This is a genomic window from Accumulibacter sp., assembly GCF_023806635.1.
GTDB lineage: Bacteria > Pseudomonadota > Gammaproteobacteria > Burkholderiales > Rhodocyclaceae > Accumulibacter.
Window position 1 is genome coordinate 1 of the sequence record NZ_JAMTDQ010000060.1, and the last position, 18,082, is coordinate 18,082.

Below are 18,082 nucleotides of genomic sequence, written 5' to 3' on the forward strand. Positions count from 1 at the left end.
ATTGCTGCGGGAAAAACACCGGCTGATCTGTCACGATGCCGGCTTCGTCGACGCGGCTGTCGCCCGGGATTTCGAGATCGCGCATGCGGGCGCCGTGGCGCTGTGCGGCCAAACGCCCGATGCCATCGCCGCCGAGTTGAAGGAACGCGGAATCGCGATCGGCGCTGTCGTTGCCAACGATGTCTTTCCCAACATGCCGTTGCCGATCGAGGAGGTCGCCCTCGAAACACTGCGCCAGAGCATCGAGGCGCTGCTGATCTTTCCCTACCGCCTGACGCAGTTGCTGTTGCCGCCGATGAAACGGGCGCGCCGCGGTACTTTCGTCTTCGTTACGTCGGCGCGCCAACTGCAGCCCGAGCCCGGGTTTTCCGTTGCCACCGCGGTGCGCGCCGGGACGACGGCCTTCGCCCTGGCGCTGGCGAAGGAGGCGGCGCCTTGCGGCATCCAGGTGAATGTCGTGGCGCCGAACTACCTGTACAGCGAAGCCTATTACCCGCGTGCCCGCTTCATCGATGACCCCGCAGGACGCCGCGAAATCGCCGGCAAGGTGCCGATGGGGCGTCTCGGTGAGCCACGGGAGGTGGGTGAACTGATCGAATTCCTGGTGTCCGGGCGCTCCCCGTTCACTACCGGCCAGGTGCTCAATTTCACCGGTGGATGGCCGTAGCTGACAGGCCGTCGCGCTGCAGGCCAGGGAGGGCAAGTGCTGGGTGGACGACAGCATCTGGCGGCGCAACGATGCAGTCGGTTTGCAGCGCGCACCTCAGAACCCTGGCGACGCAGAGCAGCCAGTCGGGTCAAGTCAGAACAGAGCTTGACGCCCGCCCAGAAAGATCAGAAACAAGCCGCAGATACGCTCGACAGTCCTCTTGCCGTGTCGATACCAATCAGCCATTCGATCAGCAGACAGAAGCAGCGCCACGCTTCCATACCAAAGGACAGCCAGCACTGCGACCATCGCCACCATGGCCAACAACGTTTTCAAGGATGCGTCGGCGGGAACGGCCCCTGAGAACACCGACGCATAGAACGCCATCGATTTCGGGTTTGCCAGATTGGTCGCGATCCCATCGCGCAGCGCGGAAGGGAAAGAGGACGCCCGAGCTGATCCACCTCTTGCCTTGAGCGGCTGGCCCGACCGCTTCAGCAGCTGAATGCCAAACCAGACCAGATAGGCTGCGCCCATCAGCTTGATTGAACATAACAAATACGGTAGGGAGGTCATCAGCACGTTGAGTCCAAACAAGGCCATGGCTGCCCAAAGCGCATTCACCGTGGAAATGCCGACCACCATGGCAATCGCTTCTACCCGAGAGGATGAAATCGCCCGATGAGTCACCGCCACGAAGTTCGGGCCGGGACTCACGACGCCGGCCAGGCAGACAACGGCGGCAGACAGAACTGCGGTGGTATCGAGCATGGCAACCTCACGTCAGGAGTGGGGTGCATGGTGCGCCCACGCGATTGATACGTCCAATACTGTCTGGGAAATGCTACGATAGCCCAAACATATCAGTCGGCCATGATCAACTTTCGTCTCATCCGCCATCTGTGGCTCTTTCTGGCTGTTGCCGAGGAGCAGCACTTTGGTCGTGCCGCCAAGCGACTGGGCATGTCGCAACCACCACTGACCGATCAAATTCAAACCCTGGAGCAGGCACTCAAGGTCAAGCTGTTTGACCGATCACGGCGCGGAACGAAGCTGACCCCCGCCGGTACTGCCATCCTCCCTGCCGTCAAGACGTTTGCCGAGCAGTTGGAACGGTTGGAACTTGCCGTTCGCGAAGCTGCAAGCGGACAGCGCCGCATGCTGACGGTGGGTGCAATCGCCTCTGCCATGGTGGAAGTATTGCCACCGTTGATCGAAAAGATGAGAACCACGCATCCTGACATGACCATCTCCATGCGGGAAATCGACAGCGTGGAGGCCGTTCCTCTTCTTCAGGCAGGGGACATTGACCTGGCGTTTGCCCGGCTTGAAGGTGATCTCGGCTCTGGCATCGCGTCGATGCCATTGCGTGAAGATCGCTTGGCCGTTGCCCTGCCCAACGAGCATCCCCAAGCCGCAAGGTCTCGGATTCGACTGGCTTCGCTCGCAGAAGAAGACTTCGTCATGTTCCATCGTAGGGTCAGCCCCAGCTATTTCGATAGCTTGGTGACGGCTTGCAACAATGCCGGCTTTTCGCCGCGCATCGTCCACGAAGTGGGTTCGGTGGCCTCGCAGCTTGCCTTCGTCGGCTGCGGACAGGGGGTTGCCCTCATACCCTCTGCGATGAAGCGGTTGGCGACCGAGACAGTTGTCGTGCGTCCTTTGGCCGAGAAACTGAGCGTCGTGACAACAGCGGTAGCGTGGAATGCCACCAGAAACAACCCCTCAGTCGAGGCGGCGGTTGTCGCACTGCAAGATTCATGAGGGGCGGATGACCCCTATGCGGCTTTGCTGCAGATGGGCGTTCCTGGCCGGTTGCCGACGGACGGCATGCTGCAAGCGCTGACTCCTTTCCGCTGCGTACCGGTCGGTCAGGCAAGACCATCAACGTTGCCGAGCGAGCGGTGCCTGCCGTGTTGCCCGGCGACGCGGTGAAAGGACGCTTTCGCGGAGCGCGATCGTCCCCTGCCGGTGGTCTGCCGCCACCCCGATCTGCCATCAGGCGCGTCGCCACGGATCTCCGACATCGCCGCGCTAACGGAATGCCCTGTCCGGGCACGGCACTTCTCATGGGGATTGCCCCTTGCCGGATGTCCCCGCCGGCCCGGCGATCGCCGCATCGGCGGCCAGCAGGCGGATCGCCGCCTTCTGCAACTGCAGCGGCACGCGCGCGCCGGGGACGATTCCCCGCCGTTCCGCCACCGCCGCGCCGATGGCGAAGTTCAGCGTCGCCTCGCGGCGGCCGTCGACGCGGGCGCTGACGGTGGCGTGTCCGCGCCAGGCGAGGCGCTCGCTGACGAGCGCGCTGACGGTGTTCTCGCGTTCGCTCTGGTGCTCGCGGACGAGGACCACTGCCGCTTCGGGGACCAGCCAGCAGACCGTCTGGCCGACCGCGAAAGCCGGCTGATGCGAGGCCAGCAACGGCCGCCCGAGCCACTCGATGAGCGTCGTGTCGGCCGCCGGCAGGTGCTGCAGCACCGTGCCTTCGAACAGGTTCGGCTGGTCGGTGAGGCGGGCGACGAGCGCGCTCGCCGGCTGTGCCAGCATCGCCTCGGGGGTGGCGGTCTGCAGCGTGCGGCCATGGTGCAGGACCGTCATGCTGTCGGCGAGCAGGCTGGCCTCCTCGAGATCGTGCGTCACGAGGACGATCGGGATCGCCAGCGAGCGCCGCAGCTCGATGAGCTGCCGCAACAGCCTGCGCCGCGTCACCTGGTCGACCGCCGAGAAGGGCTCGTCGAGCAGCAGCACCTGCGGCTCGCGCGCCAGCGCCCGGGCGAGGGCGACGCGTTGCTGCTGGCCGCCGGAGAGCTCGGCCGGGCGACGGTCGTCGAAGCCGTCGAGATTGCAGCGCGCCAGCCAGTGGCGCGCGCGTGCCGCCCGTTCCGCCGGCGGCAGATGGCCGAGCGCCTGCACGACGTTGGCCAGCGCGCTAAGGTGCGGGAAGAGCGCGTAATGCTGGAACACGAGACCGACGCGGCGCTGCTGTGGCGGAACGTCGATGCCGCGGGCGGCGTCGAACCAGCTCTCGTCGCCGCAGCGGACATGGCCGGCCGCCGGCCGGTGCAGGCCGGCGAGGCAGCGCAGGATCGTCGACTTGCCGCTGCCGGAGGGACCGACGAGCGCCAGCAACTCGCCGCTCGCGCAGCGGATGTCGGCAGCGAGCGGGATCGGCGCCGTCTGCTCGAGGCGGGCGCTGAGCGTCGTCATCGCCGCGGCGCCGGGCGTCCCAGCCGGCTGACGACGATCACGGCGACGAAGGAAAGCGCCAGCAGCAGCGCCGACATGCCCGCCGCCGCCGCATCGTTGAACGCCTGTACCTGGTCGTAGATGGCGATGGCGATCGTCCTCGTCTCGCCCGGCACGCTGCCGCCGACCATCAGCACGACGCCGAACTCGCCGAGCGTGTGGGTGAAGCTGAGCGCGAGCGCGGCGGCGATTCCCGGCCAGGCGAGCGGCAGCTCGATGCGCAGGAAGGTCTGCCAGCGCGATAGGCCGGAAACCCACGCCGCCTCGCGCAGCTCGCGCGGAATCGCCGCGAAGCTGCGCTGCATCGGCTGCACCGCGAATGGCAGGTTGACGATCAGCGAGGCGACGAGCAGGCCGTCGAAGCTGAACACCAGCTGGCGGCCGGTCAGCGCGTGGTAGGCCTGGCCGAGTGGCGAGGCGCCGCCGAGGCCGAGCAGCAGGTAGTAGCCGAGGACCGTCGGCGGCAGCACCAGCGGCAGCAGGATCGCCGCTTCCAGCGCCGCGCGGCCGCGCCAGGCCGACCACGCGAGCAGGCGTGCCAGCCAGACGGCCGCTGGCAGCAGCAGCAGCGCGGTGGCGCTGGCGAGTTGCAGCGACAGCGAGAGCGCCTGCCAGTCCATCGTCGCTCAGTCGCCTGGCAGCGCGAAGCCGTGGCGCTCGAGGACGGCGCGCGCCGACGGCTGCTGCAGGTAGTCGTAGAAGCGCTGCGCCTCGGCGCCGGCGCGCGCCGTCAGGGCCATCCGCTGCCGCAGCGGCGGATGCCAGTCGGCGGGGACGAGCACCGCGACGCTCCGTTTGGCCAGCTCGGGCGAGCGCGCCAGCGACCAGGCGACGAGGCCGCCCTGTGCCGAGCCGCTGAGCGCGAACTGCGCCGCCTGCGCGACGTTCTCGCCGAACACCAGCCTGCCCTGCAGCGGTAGCCAGAGACCCGCCCGTTCGAGCGCGGCGCGGGCGGCGCGGCCGTAGGGCGCATGTTCCGGATTGGCGATCGCCAGCCGCTGCAGCTGGCCCGCGGCCAGCGCGCCGGCCAGCCCGCGCAGCTCGCCGTCGGCCGCTATCGGCGATCCCTGCGGCAACAGCAGCGCCAGCCGGCCGATCGCGTAGAGTCGTCCCTGGTCGCGCAGCAGGCCTTGCCGGGCGAGCTGGAAGATGTATTCCTCGTCGGCCGAGAGGAAGAGTTCATACGGCGCGCCCTGCGGAATCTGGCGCGCGAAGTGGCCCGACGAACCGAAGGCAAGGATGATGCGCGTGCCGCGCTGACGCTCGTAGTTGGCGGCAATCTCGCCCAGAGCGAACTGGAGGTCGGCGGCGGCGGCGACGTTGACCGCCGCTGCCCTGCCGGTGAGCAGCAGCAGCGAGAGCAGCAGCCAGCGCAGCCAGTGCAGACGGGGGCCGGTCGGCATCGGCCTCAGGCCACCCGGTTCTGCGGCTCGCCACGGACGAAGGCCTCGATGTTGGCGGTGAGCTGGTCGGCGAGTGCCTGCATCGCCGGCTGGCTGGCCCAGGCGACGTGCGGCGTCAGCAGGAAGTTCGGCAGCGCCAGCAGCTCGGGCGCGAGCAGCGGGTTGCCGGCGACCGGCGGCTCGACGCTCAGGACATCGAAGCCGGCGCCGGCGATGAGGCCCTCGCGCAGCGCGGCGAGCAGCGCCGCTTCATCGACCAGTCCGCCGCGGGCGGTGTTGATCAGCAGCGCCGATCGCTTCATCGCCCGCAGTTCGTCGGCGCCGATCAGGTGGCGCGTCGCGCTGGTCAGCGGGCAGTGCAGCGAGATCACGTCCGCCTCGCGCAGGACGTCGGCGAAGGGCGTGTGGCCCGGACGCAGCGTCGCCGCGCCCTTGCGCTCGCTGCGCAGGACGTGCATGCCGAAAGCTTCGGCGAGGCGGGCGACGCCGTTGCCGAGGCTGCCGCTGCCGACGATCGCCAGCGTCGCGCCGCAGAGGTCGCGAATCGGAAAGTCGAAGAAGCAGAACTGCTCGGCACGCTGCCATCTGCCGGCGGCGACGGACTGCCGGTAGGCGATGAGGTTGCGCGACAGCGCCAGCAGCAACGCGAAGACATGCTCGGGAACCGTATGCACCGCGTAGCCGCGGATGTTGCTGACGACGACGCCGCGCGCCCGGCAGGCGTCGAGGTCGACGTTGTTGGTACCGGTGGCGGCGACGGCGATCATCTCCAGCGACGGCAGCATTGCGATCAGTCCGGCGTCGAGCTGCAGTTTGTTGACGATGGCGATCGTCGCCCCGGCCAGCCGTTCGCCGACTTCCGCCTGCAGCGTGCACGCATGCTCGCGCCAGTGATGCGGGAAAGCGGGCCGGCGGACCGCGGCGACGATCGATTCCCGTTCGAGGTAGACGATGCGGTGCATGGCTCAGTCCGCGAGCTGCCGGCCGTGGCGGCCGGCGATCTCGGCAACGCGGCGGGCCAGCACGGCGTCGCCGGCAAACAGCAGCCGGCCGAGCGCGGGGGCTGCGCAGAGTCCTTCGACCGCGTCGAGATCGCCGTGCAGGACGTTGAAGGCGCCAGCCGGGAAGCCGCTCCGGGCCGTCAGTTCGGCCAGCGCGACGGCCGCCGAGGGGGCTTTCGGACTCGGCTTGGCGACCACCGTCGAGCCGGCCAGCAGGGCCGGCACGGCGCGCTGCAGGAGCCCGGCCAGCGGCGCCTGGTGGTCGCAGACGATGCCGACGACGCAACCGCCGGCAATCGCCGGCGCTGCACCGGCAGCGCTGCGCAGCAGTTGCAGCGCAGTCGCGACCTCGGTCGCGGCGAGCGCATCCTCCTGGCCGCTTTCCTCGGCGATCAGGCCGGCGAAGTGGCTGCCATATCCGGCCAGGGCATCGGCCAGCGTCGCCAGCAGGGCTGCCCGCTCGCCGGCGGACAGCGCCAGCCACGCCGGCAGCGCCGCCGCGGCCGCATCGACTGCCGTCGCCGCCTGGCTGGCGCCGCACAGCGGCGTCCGCCGCCGGATCAGGCCGCTGCGCGGGTCGCGGACGTCGAAGAAGGCGGGCGCCATGGTCAGGAAGGCATGGCCGTTGATCCACAGCGGTACGGCCAGGATGTCGTCGGTGTCTTTCATCGATTCCTCGCAAGGATTTCGGGGGAGCGTCGGTCGTGCATCGGGGAGCTGTGGCTCAAAGCCCGGCAAGGGCCGCCACCCAGGCCTCGGCGGCCGGTCGCAGCAGCTCGAGGAGCGGCATCGGGTACAGCCCGATGGCCACGACGAGCGTCGCCGGCACGAGCAGCAGCGCCATCTCGCGCGGCAGCAGGTCTTCCGCGGCAGCCACTTCCGGTGCGTTCGCCGGCCCGAAGAAAGCCTGCCGGAATGGCGACAGGAAAGCGGCGGCGGCGAGCACCATGCCGAACAGCGCAGCGAGGCCGGCACCGGTGTGGTCATGCAGCGCGGCGACGATGATCAGCAGTTCGCCCGGGAAGCCGCTGGTTCCCGGCAGGCCGATGCCGGCGAGGCCGAAGAGCAGGAAGAGGGCACTGAGGCGCGGCATGCTGCGCAGGGCGCCACCGAGTTGCGCGATGTCGGTCGAGCCGGTTCGCCGCTGCAGGAACGACAGGACGAGGAAGGCACCGCCACCGGCGAGGGCGAAGTTCAAGAGCTGCAGCAGGACGCCCTGCAGCCCGGAGACCGAGAACGACGCCAGGCCGAGCAGCACCAGCCCGACATGCGCCAGACTCGAGTAGGCGAGCATGCCGCGCAGATTGCTGTGCACCAGCGCCGCGACGCCGCCGTAGAGGATCGCCACGGTGCCGAAGCCGGCGAGCAGCCAGTGCAGGTCGCGGGCGGCGATCGGCGCCAGCGGGATGGCCAGCCGGATCAGGCCGTAGGCGCCGAGTTTCAGCCCGACGAGCAGCGCGGTGACCGCCGCCGGCGCGTTCATCGCCAGCGGCGGCAGCCAGGTGTGCAGCGGCACCAGCGGTATCTTGGCGCCGAGGCCGAGCAGCAGGAGCAGGAAGACGAGGTGCTGCCGCTGCTCCGGCAGCGGCGTGGCGAGCAGTGTCGGCAGATCGAAGACCGGGGCTGCGCCGCCGGCGGGTGCGAAGGCGAGCGCCAGGAAAGCGAAGAGCAGCGGCACTCCGCCCGCCAGCATGACGAGGAAATAGCGGACGGCGGCGCCCTGGCGGCCGGTCCCGAGGCCCCACTGGCTGACGAGAAAGTAGAGTGGCGGCAGGGTGAGTTCCCAGCAGAAGAAGAAGAGGATGGTGTCGAGGGCACAGAAGACGCCGAGGGTTGCCGCCTCGAGGAGCAGCAGCATGGCGAAGTGAAGGCCCGGCGCGAGCGGCGACGTGGCGGCCGCCACGCGCCAGCCGGCGACGATCGCGCCAGAGAAGAGCAGCGCCGTCGCCGGCAGGAAGAGCACCGAAAGTCCGTCCACGCCGACCAGGTAGCGGATGCCGAGGGCGCCGATCCAGTCGTGCGACTCGCGCAACTGGAAGTCCGGGTCGGCGCCATCGAAGGCGCCGACGACCAGCAGCGAACAGAGCAGCGTCAGCAGGCTGCTGCCAAGCGCGATGGACCGTGCCAGCGGCGGCTGCCGCAGCAGCGCGCAGCCGAGCGCGCCGAGCAGCGGCAGCGCCAGCAGCGCGCTCAACAGGGGCCAGTGCGCGATCTCATTCATGTCGGACGAAGTGCTCTGCCAGTGCCGCCGTCGCACGGTCGGTCAGCTGCAGCCATGGTTCCGGAAAGAAGCCGGCGGCGAGCAGCACGAGCAGCGTGGTCCCGCCGACGAGATACTCGAGGCGACTGGTGCGGGCGATGCGAGCCGCCGGCAGGTCGCGCGGCCGCGGCGCCAGGAAGGCGCGCTGGAAGGCCCAGAGCAGGAAACCGGCGGCAGCGACGTTGCCGAGCGCGGTGGCGATCGTCGGCAGGGCACCGAAGGTCTCGATCGACGCCTCGAGCACCAGATGCACGGCGTCGAAGCCCGGTGTTCCCGGCATGCCGAGGATCGCCAGGCCACCGATCAGGAAGGCGATGGTGATGAAGGGGATGCGGTCGAAGAGGCCGCCGAGCCGCGCCAGCTCGGTGGTGCCGGTGCGGCGGTAGACGTAGCCGATCATCAGCAGCATCAGCGTCGCCGCCAGGCCGAAGTTGATTGCCAGCAGCAGCGCGCCCTGCAGTCCCGCGGGGTGCAGCGTGAACAGGCCGATGACGATCAGGCTGGTGTGGCTGACGACGGCAAAGGCCATCAGCCGTCGCAGATTGATCTGGCGAAAGGCGAGGATGGCGGCGAAGAAGACGCCGACCATGGCGAAGGCGACGACGTAGGCCTGCCAGGTGGTCACCGCTTCGGCCGTCAGTGGCAGCAGGAAGCGCGCCATGCCGTAGATGCCGACCTTGACGCCGAGCAGCAGAACCGGAGCGACGGCAATCAGGCCGTGGCCGGCCGAGTTGGGCAGCCAGCCGTGCAGCGGGAACAGTGGCGTGCGGATGGCGAGACCGTAGAACAGCAGGTAGAAGGCGACCGACTGGTATTTGCCGATCTGCGGCGTGCGCAGCAGGTCGAGGAGGTCGAAACTCCAGTGACCACCGATCACATCGGCGTGGCTCCAGGCGAGGACGAGTGCCCCGGCAACGAACAGGCCGCAGCCGAAGAACTGGTACTGCAGGAAACGCGACAGGGCGAGGTTCTCCTCGCTGCTCGACGCCCAGCGCCAGAGCAGGTAGGCGACCAGCGCCAGTTGCACCGCCGAGGCGGCGGCGAACCACAGCAGGTTCAGCGTCGTCAGCATCGTCATCAGCGCGCTTTCGATGAGCAGCAGCACGCTGAGCAGCTGCACCGGCGAGATCTGCTGCCGCGCCATGCCGTAGAACGAGAGCAGGACGCCGAGCAGCGCCGCGAGCAGGATGAACAGCACGCTGATGCCGTCGGCGGCGGCATGATAGGCGAGCAGGTCGAAGCGTTCGGCGAACTGCAGGCCGGCGCGCAAGACGTCGATGCGGGCATGCAGGTCGATGGCGACGACCAGTTCGCCGACCGCGAACAGGCGACCGAGGATCAGCGCCAGCGCCTGTCCGCGGATCAGCGGCAGGAGCAGGCCACCGGCCAGCGGCAGCCATTGCAGCGTCGCCAGCAGCGGGTAGCCGGCCTGCGTGCTCCAGAGGATCTCGCTCACAGGATCACCACGAAGGTCGCCATGACCATCAGCATCAGGTAGCGCGGCTGTTCGAGCAGCGTTTCGACGGTGTCGGCGTAATGCCCGATCTGCCGCAGATGCCGGCCGAGTGTGCCGCCGTCGCTGAGCAGCAGGCGGTTCTCGATGGCCTGCAGGCGATTGGCGAAAGCGAACAGCGCGCGGCCGGCGAGGCCGTGGCCGCGGATCAGCTCATCGCCGGCGGGGCTGGCCGGCGAACGCTCGTCGTCACGGGGCGCTCCGAGCAAGGGGTCGATGAAGCGCTCGTCGAGTGCCCGCACGTCCCGCCCCAGGGCGAGGGTCGGCCGCGTCAGCAGGCTGCTGGCCAGCGGCTCGATCCAGAAGCGTTGCAGTGCCGCCGTGTAACCCCAGCGCCAGTCCGCCAGCCAGCGTGGCAGCGGTCGCGCCGGCTGGCGCACGAGATGCATGTACGCCGGCGCGAGCAGGAACTGGTAGGCACGCCAGCTGGCGTGCAGCGCGGCGTGGCAGGCCGCCAGCCAGAACAGTCCGAGACCGCAGCAGAGGACCATCAGGCCGACCTGGGCGACGGTTGCGAAGACCAGGGCCGACTTGACGTCGCTCTGCACCAGCCCGCAGAGGCTGCCGTAGGCAGCGGTCAACAACCCGACGGCGGCGAGCAGCGCCATCAGGTCGGGCGCCTGCAACAGCAGGCCCTGCAGGCGGCAGAGGAGGTAGACCCCGGCGTGGACCAGCAGCGAGCCGTAGAAGAGTGCCGATGACGGCGTCGGGCCTTCGAGCGCGCGACCGATCCAGGGCGTGAACGGCAGCTGCGCCGACTTGACCAGTGCCGCGACGACGAAGCCGGCCGCCAGCAGGCGGACGGTGACCCGGCCCATGCTGCCGTCGCCGGCCAGCCAGGCCCACTCGAGGGTGCCCACCGACCACACCGCAAGACCGATGCCGAGCATGAATCCGGCATCGCCGACACGGTTGGTGACGAAGGCGAACAGCGCGTTGCGTGTCGCCGAGGGTCGTTCGCAGGCGTAGCCGATGAGCAGCCACGAGCTGAAACCGGCGAGTTCCCAGCCGACGAAGCAGAGGACCGCATTGCCGGCGAGGACGATCAGCAGCATGCCGGCGAGGAACAGGCAGAGGCCGAGGAAGAAGCGCTGGAAGCCGCTTTCCCGGTGCAGGTAGGTGGCCGAGAAGCGGATCGTGAGCCAGCAGATCAGCGCCACCAGCGTCGCCGCCGGCAGGCTGTAGGCATCGAGGACGAAGGACAGGCGGACGGGCACGGCGCCGATGCGCAGCCAGTCGCCGAAGGCCGGATGCGCTGGCAGTTCGCCGCCGAGGGCGGCGAGATCGAGCAGCACGAGCAGCAGCAGCGCGGCCAGTGCGGCGCCGCTGGCGATGCCCGCGGTCAGCGGCTCGCCGGCATCGCCGCCGCCACTGCGCAGCAACAGGCGCAGGGCGATCGGCAGCGCTGCCAGCAGCGGCAGCAGCGGCACCAGCCAGAGGACCTCACTGACCGCGGCGAGGGGCGCCAGGATGCTGTCGATGGCGTTCATGGCCGGGCCAGCGGACGCCGCAGCAGCGCTGGCGAAAGCGGCTCGCGGTGGCCGGCGAACCAGTCGCCCGAGCGCTCGCATTCGGGCAGCGGTGGCAGGCCGGCGGCGTCGGCGGTCCACGGCTGCCAGCCGCGCGCCGGGTCGAAGAGGTCGATGGCGCCGCTCGGCGGGTCGAGCGCGCCGAGCACCACCCAGCCGTTGCCGATCAGTTCCTGCAGCGGCGGCTGCCGCTGGTAGATGGCACCGATGATCTCGCGCGTCTGCTCGACGATCACCAGCAGGCGCATCGCTTCGTGGATCTCGACCATCTGCAGCGGCAGGCCGGTGCGCAGATCCGAACTGCTGCCCTGCATGACGCCGAACAGCCCGGCGAGATTGTGCATCACCTTGCTGCCGCAGCCGTAGCCTTCATTGTTGACGGTCGAGAAGTAGTACTCGAGGTTGATGCCGGCGCCGACCGGCGCGGCGGCGAGCAGCGTCGCCTCGAGGATGCGGCCGTCGCCATCGGGCAGCGGATCATAGGAGATCAGGAAGGCGCGGCGATCGAAGAACGCCCCGCGGCTCATGCTGCGGCGGCCGATGAAGGCCGTCGCGACGGTCGCGTGACCCAGCTCCGGGCGAGCCTGTGCCAGGTCGTGGCGGCGGTCCGCGAGATGCTGCAGCGCCTGCTGCGGCGTCGGGTTGCCGGGCGCCGAGGCGAAGCGGCGGCAGCGCTCGACGGCATGCAGCCGGGCGGCTTCGTCGCAATCGCGGCGCAGGCGGGCGAAGGCGGCCTGCTGTGCGGCATTGAGCGGCTCGTCCTCGTACCAGAGGAAGCTCTCGTCGCAGGTGTTGTGTTCGGCGGCAACGAAGCGGCAGTCCTCGGCGATGACGATTCCCTGCTCCGCCAGCCGGCGCCGTACCTGCGGCCGGTTGGCGAGGGCGGCGAGAACACGCGCGTTCGGGCCGCCGTGCCGGCCGGAGCAGGCACCACAGTCGTAGGCGCTGAGATGCGGGTTGTTGCGACTGTCGGAACCGTGGCCGACGATCACCAGCAGCGGCGCGAAGCCCTCGGTGAGGCCGATGCTGCGCAGGAAGCCGGCAACGCGCGCCACCTGCTCGTCCTCGCTGAAACCCTGCCGCGGACTGTCGGCGCTGGCGTCTCGGCTGGCCTCGTCGCCGTCGGCGGTCAGTTGCAGGGTGCCCGGCAGCGGCTGGTCGAAGGCGGCACGGCAACGCTCGAGCAACCCGCCGAAGCGACCGGCAGCGAGGGTGCGGGCGAACAGTGCGAGCAGTGCCGCGGGCGCGGCGATGGCCGTCAGCAGAGCCGCCAGCAGGCTGCCGCGGCGGCTCCGCTGGTGCAGTCGCTCCTGCCAGCGCAGGCGCAGCCCGCGTCGCCGCAGGTGCTGCCGGTGCGCCGCCCGGGCTGTCGCCGGGACGGTCTCGCGCACCGCGTTCGTCGGTCGGACGACGACCGGGCAGAGCGCCGTCGGCGTCTCGTCGTCGATCCCCTGCCAGAGCATCGGGACGCCGAAGAAACCGGCGGCGCCGAAGGTTTCGTAGGCCGGCTCGACTTCCTCGAGGTGGCGGCGGGTTCCCTCCTCACGGTCGTCCATGCAGAAGACGAGCTGCGCCGCCGCCCGCGGCACGCGCGCCGGCGAGCGACCGCGGTTGGCCGCCAGGGCAGCGAGGATCCGCTGCCGATAGTGATGCTCATAAGCCAGCAACCAGGCCAGGCCGCGTTCCTCGTCGGACAGCGAGGTGGCACAGGCGAGCAGCGCCTGCGTGCCGGCCGAGCCCAGTTCGCGCAGCTCGCCGGCGTCGAGACCGAGGTGCTGGGCCAGGACGAACAGCGGCCAGGCCATGCCGGCGTTGTCTTCGCCGGCACTGGCGCCGGCGGTCGCCGCGGCCAGTGCCAGTTGCGTCCAGCTCCTGCCGTTGCCGGCCACCGGTGCCAGCAGCAGTGGCCGCAGGCTGGCCAGGATCTCGTCCGGCAGGCTGCGGTTGCCATGCGCGTGCCGCAGCAGCAGTTCCTGCGGGTGTTCGATGAGATGGGCAGCGAGCGTTTCGAGCTGCATCGGCAGTCCCCAGACCCGGTGCAGCAGTTGCTCGCCGTAGAGGCGATCGAGGACCATTCGCACGGCCAGCAGATCGCCCAGGTCGACCGGTGGCGCATCCGCCCGTGGGCGGCTCTGCCGCCAGTGGAACATGCCCGCCCAGCCCGGTAGCTCCATGGCCAGTTGCTGCAGGTAGCCGCACCAGCGTCCGGATTCGATGCCGAGGCGCTGCAGTTCGTCGACGATCGCCTGCAGCGCGTCGTCGGGCAACTCGCGGATCTGCTGCCGCGCACCGGCAAACTCGTCCAGTTCCCAGGTCCAGTCACTGCCGGCGCTGGCGCGCCAGGCAGCGTAGAACCCCCGCATCTGCAGCGGGTTCTTCCAGGCAGCGAGACCGCCGTCGAGATGCGCGGCGAGATGACGGATCAGCATCGGCTGCAGGATCTCGGCGGCGTCCTCGCCGCTGAGGTGGGCCAGCAGCCCGGTGAGCGTCCAGCCGTCGCCGAGCCGGGCGTGCAGTTCCTGCCACAGTAGCGACGCCGGCTGCGCAGCCGGCGTCGCCGGCGGGTCGGCGCGCAGGGCGCAGGCGGTGGCCCAGAGATCGGCGACCAGTGCCCGCTCATCGCCGCCGGCGGCGGCGAGCAGGCGCTGCCGCGTGGTCGGCTCGAGGTCCGCCTGCAGCCTTTCGCCGGCCGCGCGCTCGGCGAACTGCCAGCGCAGGGTGGCAGCCGGGATCGTCCTTGCCGGCTGGCGCAACGCCACCTGCAGCACCTCGCCGCGCTGCCACGAACGGCCGCCGACGACGAACAGCGTCTCGTCGGCACGTGCTGCCGGCAGTTGCCGCAGTGCGGCTGCCAGGTCGCCGGCATCGATCCGCCCCTGCCGGAAGAGTTCGCGGCAACGCTCCTCGGGTAGCCACGGGCGGGCGCCCGTGAGGCGTGCCGCCGCCGCCAGCGCGTCGATGAACGGCACGTGCTGGAAAGCGTGCAGAGTATTGTGATGGACGAAGTCACGCAGCGGCGCCTGCGCCGGCAGGAGATGGGCGATGTGTCGCAGGCAGGCGAGAACCCGCTGCGCCGCGGTGCTCGGCGCGGCTGTGGCGGCGGTGTCGGCAGCGACTTCGCCCATCGTCGCTCAAGCGCCGAGTCCGGCCGCCAGCCGGGCCAGCGAGGAGGCCATCAACTGCAGCAGCGGTTGCGGATGCAGGCCGATGCCGACGACACCGGCGGTCAGCAGCCAGGCTGCCGCACACTCGACGCGGCCCAGGTCGGCAAACCAGGCGACGCCGGCAGGCGCCGCACCCATCGCCCGCTCGGGCCCCGTGGACAGGCAGCGGATGGCGCGCAGGGCACAGGCGGCGGCGACCAGCATCGCTGCCGAGAGCAGCAGCAGCCAGCCACCCCAGCGGCCGTAGGCACCGACCAGGACCTGCAGTTCGGCGACGAAGCCGGCGCTGCCCGGCAGGCCGACGGCAGCCAGCAGGGCGAAGACGATGAAGGCGGCGAAGCGCGGCGCGATCCGGTTCAGCGAGCCGTAGGCGGCGAGGTCGCGACCGTGTGTCCGCTCGTAGAGCAGGCCGATGAGCAGGAAGAGCAGGCCGGCGGTCAGGCCGTGCGCGACCATCTGCGTCAGGGCGCCGCTGAGGCCGGCCGGGTTGAGACTGGCAATGCCGAGCAGCACGACGCCCATGTGCGAGATCGACGAGTAGGCGATCATCGCCTTCAGGTCGGTCTGCCGCCAGGCGAGGACGGCGCCGTAGACCAGGCTGACGAGTGCCAGCAGGGCGAGCCAGTCCTGCAGCGCGAGCGCCGCCGCGGGCAGCGTCGCGACGGCGCGGATCAGGCCGTAGGCGCCCATCTTCAGGAGGATGCCGGAGAGCAGGATCGAAATCGGGCTCGGCGCCTCGACGTGCGCCAGTGGCAGCCATCCGTGCACCGGGACGATCGGCATCTTGACGCCGAAGCCGAGCAGCAGGCCGAGGAAGACCAGCACCTGCGTGCCTACCGGCAACTGCGCGCCACCGGCTGCCATGTCGGCCATCGCGAAGCTGTGCCCGGGTGCGACGTCGTAGAGCAGCAGCAGGGCGATCAGCATGAACACCGATCCGCCGAGGGTGTAGAGGACGAAATTGAGCGCGGCGCGATGGCGGTTGGCACCGCCGAGGCGGTCGATGAGGAAGAAGAGGGGGATCAGCGTCAGTTCCCAGCAGACGTAGAACAGCGACCAGTCGCGGGCGGTGAAGACGATCAGCAGGGCGGTCTCGAGGATCAGCAGCAGCGAGAAGTAGAGTTTGGCGCCGTTGCGCACGCTGGTCGAGGAAAAGATGGCGACGAAGCAGAGCAGCGTGGCGAGCAGGATCATCGGCAGCGAGATGCCGTCGACGCCGAGCGCCAGATGCGAGCCGACGCGCGGATTCCATGGCCGGCTCTCGAAGAACTGGATGTCGGCGGTGCTCGCGTCGAAGCCGGCCAGCAGCAGGAAGGCGCAGAGCATCGTCGCGGCCGCGATGGCACTCGCCAGATGCCGCATCAGGTCGACGCTGCGATTGGGCAGCAGGGCAACGAGGGCCGCCCCGAGCAGCGGCAGCAGCAACAGGGTCTTCAGCATCGCCGGATCGCGGTGGCGCGCCCCCCCGCCGCCCCGCCGGATGTTCTTCTTCGCATGGGGAAGATTATGCCAGCTTTGGCGGTCGCTGCCGCCGCTGCCGATGGCTCGGCGTGCGCGCCGCCCTTTAGTTGCGGCCATGACCCCGTCCAACCATAGTCGGTCGGTCGGCGACGGTGGGCGAACTGCTCCGTCAGCCGGCGCGGCGGCGCGGCGGCCCGGCGGGGTGCTCTGACGCAACTGGCGGATCTCTTGGTGGACTGGCCGATGACGCATCGCCCTGTTCTGTTGGAAAGATCTGCAGCTGACGCGCATGTTTTCAGGATATTGACGCAAAGCCTTGCGTCTATTGGGATTGCTACATCACGTTCTGGGCGTGACCAGGCAGCTACCGAGCGCCCGCTTCACAAAGGACCGGAGTACCATTGCCTTGTGCAAATCGCCACCGGAACCGTCATCGACGGAAAGATCGTGTTGGAAGGAGTTCCTCTTGCTGAGGGCGCCGTCGCAACCGTCATCAGCCGCGGCTCCGACGAGAGGTTTACTCTCACCGAAGCTCAGGAAGACGAACTGCTCGCCGCCATGGCAGAGATCGAACGTGGCGAGCATGTCACTCTTGAAGATCTTCTTCAGTCTTTGCCGAAACACACCTGAGCATGGCGCTTCGCGTCCAGGTCTCAGCCCGAGCAGCAAGTCAGGTTCGCAACGCTGCCGAGTGGTGGGCGGCAAACCGTCCTGCCGCCCCGGGTGCCATCGGTGCCGACTTTGGCGAGGCCGTCGCCTTGCTGGCTGAGCAGCCGGGCATCGGCGCAAGGTAGCAGGGGTCGCGAACGCCAGAGGTGCGTCGCCTCTTTCTCAGCCGCGTCGGTCACTTCATCTACTACAAGGCGCAGAACGACGGCCTTCACGTGCTCGCTTTCTGGCATGCAAGCCGAGAACACCAGCCGGTGCTTTAGGCCACGCCGCCCCACGAACGCTTCGAGCGGACCGGCCGCAAGCGGCGCGAAAAGGCTGCGCCGCTCGCATCCGTCCGTTCAAGCCAGACGCTGAACCAAGGCGCTCCGCGCTGGCTTGTGCACCCCGGCGCCTCGGTCTCCTCGCACCTTCGTTTTCAGCCTGCGCTCGCGCGATCGAGGTCTCGACGACTCGTTCGCCAACTCACTCGCAAATCCTCGATCCTCCTCGCTGCGGTGGACGTCCCCGCGGCAATCGAGGAGAAGACCATGAGTGAGCTGCGTGAAAGAATGAGCAACGCGATGTCCCTGCGTGGCATGGCGGCACGGACGCAGGAAGCGTATATCGGCGCGGTCGCCGATCTGGCGATGTTCTACAATCGATCGCCGGCCGAGCTGCGCGTCGAGGAGGTGCATGCCTGGCTGCTGCACCTGATTCGCGACAGGAAGCTCGCCTGTGCCAGTGTCAACAAGGCCTCGTGTGCGCTGCGCTTTCTCTGTCGGCGCGTGCTCGGTCTTCCGGAGGCCGGCTTCGACATCCCGATGGCGAAGGTGCCCAAACGGCTGCCGCAGATCCTCTCGCGCGAAGAGGTGGCGCGCCTGATCGACGCGGCGCACACCCTGCGCGGGCGAACGCTGCTGATGACCACCTACGCCGCCGGCCTGCGGGTGTCGGAAGTCTGCGCCCTGCAGCTCGGGGACATCGAGAGCGCCGCCGATCGCATGTGCCTCAAGGTCCGCCACGGCAAGGGCGGCAAGGATCGCTACACGCTGCTCTCCCCGCTCACTCGAGTCGGTGCCAGTGACGCTGGGCGAGGTCTTCCGCCGGCACGGGCCGGCGGTCCTCGCCAGCCACGTCCTGTCGTCGGCCGGGGCGAAGGTCTGGCGGGCGATCGTCGCCTGTCGCACGGCCGTGCTCGGCGGCCA

At 69.4% G+C, this 18,082-nt stretch carries 15 protein-coding genes; 4 read left to right on the plus strand and 11 right to left on the minus strand.

The window, feature by feature from the left end; translation table 11 throughout:
- On the plus strand, positions 1 to 667 hold a 667-nt coding region (locus NFW30_RS11350; RefSeq protein ID WP_295372097.1), incomplete at its 5' end, for an SDR family oxidoreductase.
- A gap of 135 nt (positions 668 to 802) precedes the next feature.
- On the opposite strand, the gene NFW30_RS11355 is transcribed toward NFW30_RS11350, so the two are convergent.
- Positions 803 to 1,420, minus strand: coding sequence for a LysE family translocator (locus NFW30_RS11355; RefSeq protein ID WP_295355453.1), 618 nt, complete (start codon positions 1,418 to 1,420; stop codon positions 803 to 805).
- 102 nt (positions 1,421 to 1,522) lie between these two features.
- Between NFW30_RS11355 and NFW30_RS11360 the strand changes: the two genes are divergently transcribed.
- Entirely contained in the window at positions 1,523 to 2,413 is an 891-nt protein-coding gene (locus NFW30_RS11360; protein ID WP_295355451.1) for a LysR family transcriptional regulator, read from the plus strand.
- Between the two features lie 303 nt (positions 2,414 to 2,716).
- Here NFW30_RS11360 and NFW30_RS11365 read toward each other — a convergent pair whose 3' ends face one another.
- Genes NFW30_RS11365 through NFW30_RS11410 form a run of 10 tightly spaced genes read right to left on the minus strand, consistent with a single transcriptional unit; the run spans position 2,717 to position 16,205 of the window.
- Entirely contained in the window at positions 2,717 to 3,856 is a 1,140-nt protein-coding gene (locus tag NFW30_RS11365) for an ABC transporter ATP-binding protein (RefSeq protein WP_295355449.1), read from the minus strand.
- Positions 3,853 to 4,515: a molybdate ABC transporter permease subunit gene (gene modB, locus NFW30_RS11370; RefSeq protein WP_295355447.1), complete on the minus strand. Its 663-nt coding sequence runs from the start codon at positions 4,513 to 4,515 to the stop codon at positions 3,853 to 3,855. Before modB ends, NFW30_RS11365 begins: the two co-directional genes overlap by 4 nt.
- Positions 4,516 to 4,521: 6 nt before the next feature.
- Complete coding sequence (modA, locus tag NFW30_RS11375) at positions 4,522 to 5,298, minus strand: molybdate ABC transporter substrate-binding protein (RefSeq protein WP_295355445.1); 777 nt, start codon at positions 5,296 to 5,298, stop codon at positions 4,522 to 4,524.
- A gap of 5 nt (positions 5,299 to 5,303) precedes the next feature.
- Positions 5,304 to 6,260 carry a D-2-hydroxyacid dehydrogenase gene (locus NFW30_RS11380; RefSeq protein WP_295355443.1) on the minus strand — a complete coding sequence of 319 codons (957 nt, stop codon included), beginning with the start codon at positions 6,258 to 6,260 and terminating at the stop codon, positions 5,304 to 5,306.
- Between the two features lie 3 nt (positions 6,261 to 6,263).
- Entirely contained in the window at positions 6,264 to 6,968 is a 705-nt protein-coding gene (locus NFW30_RS11385) for an aldehyde dehydrogenase family protein (RefSeq protein ID WP_295355442.1), read from the minus strand.
- 55 nt (positions 6,969 to 7,023) lie between these two features.
- Positions 7,024 to 8,520 (minus strand): NADH-quinone oxidoreductase subunit M, encoded by a 1,497-nt coding sequence (locus tag NFW30_RS11390; RefSeq protein ID WP_295355440.1) that lies wholly within the window; start codon positions 8,518 to 8,520, stop codon positions 7,024 to 7,026.
- A complete protein-coding gene (locus NFW30_RS11395) occupies positions 8,513 to 10,015 on the minus strand; it encodes an NADH-quinone oxidoreductase subunit M (protein ID WP_295355438.1) in 1,503 nt (500 codons plus the stop codon). The genes NFW30_RS11390 and NFW30_RS11395 overlap by 8 nt, the downstream gene beginning before the upstream one ends.
- Positions 10,012 to 11,562, minus strand: a complete 1,551-nt coding sequence (locus NFW30_RS11400) for a proton-conducting transporter membrane subunit (RefSeq protein WP_295355436.1) — start codon at positions 11,560 to 11,562, stop codon at positions 10,012 to 10,014. The genes NFW30_RS11395 and NFW30_RS11400 overlap by 4 nt, the downstream gene beginning before the upstream one ends.
- The gene (locus NFW30_RS11405; RefSeq protein ID WP_295355434.1) at positions 11,559 to 14,726 is read right to left on the minus strand and encodes a DUF2309 domain-containing protein; all 3,168 of its coding nucleotides are present in this window, start codon (positions 14,724 to 14,726) and stop codon (positions 11,559 to 11,561) included. Before NFW30_RS11405 ends, NFW30_RS11400 begins: the two co-directional genes overlap by 4 nt.
- A gap of 6 nt (positions 14,727 to 14,732) precedes the next feature.
- Positions 14,733 to 16,205, minus strand: coding sequence for an NADH-quinone oxidoreductase subunit M (locus tag NFW30_RS11410; RefSeq protein WP_295355432.1), 1,473 nt, complete (start codon positions 16,203 to 16,205; stop codon positions 14,733 to 14,735).
- Positions 16,206 to 16,457: 252 nt separating this feature from the next.
- Between NFW30_RS11410 and NFW30_RS11415 the strand changes: the two genes are divergently transcribed.
- Positions 16,458 to 16,856, plus strand: a complete 399-nt coding sequence (locus tag NFW30_RS11415; RefSeq protein WP_295355430.1) for a hypothetical protein — start codon at positions 16,458 to 16,460, stop codon at positions 16,854 to 16,856.
- Positions 16,857 to 17,425: 569 nt separating this feature from the next.
- Positions 17,426 to 18,082: site-specific integrase (locus NFW30_RS11420; RefSeq protein ID WP_295372100.1), on the plus strand; the 657-nt coding region annotated here is incomplete at its 3' end.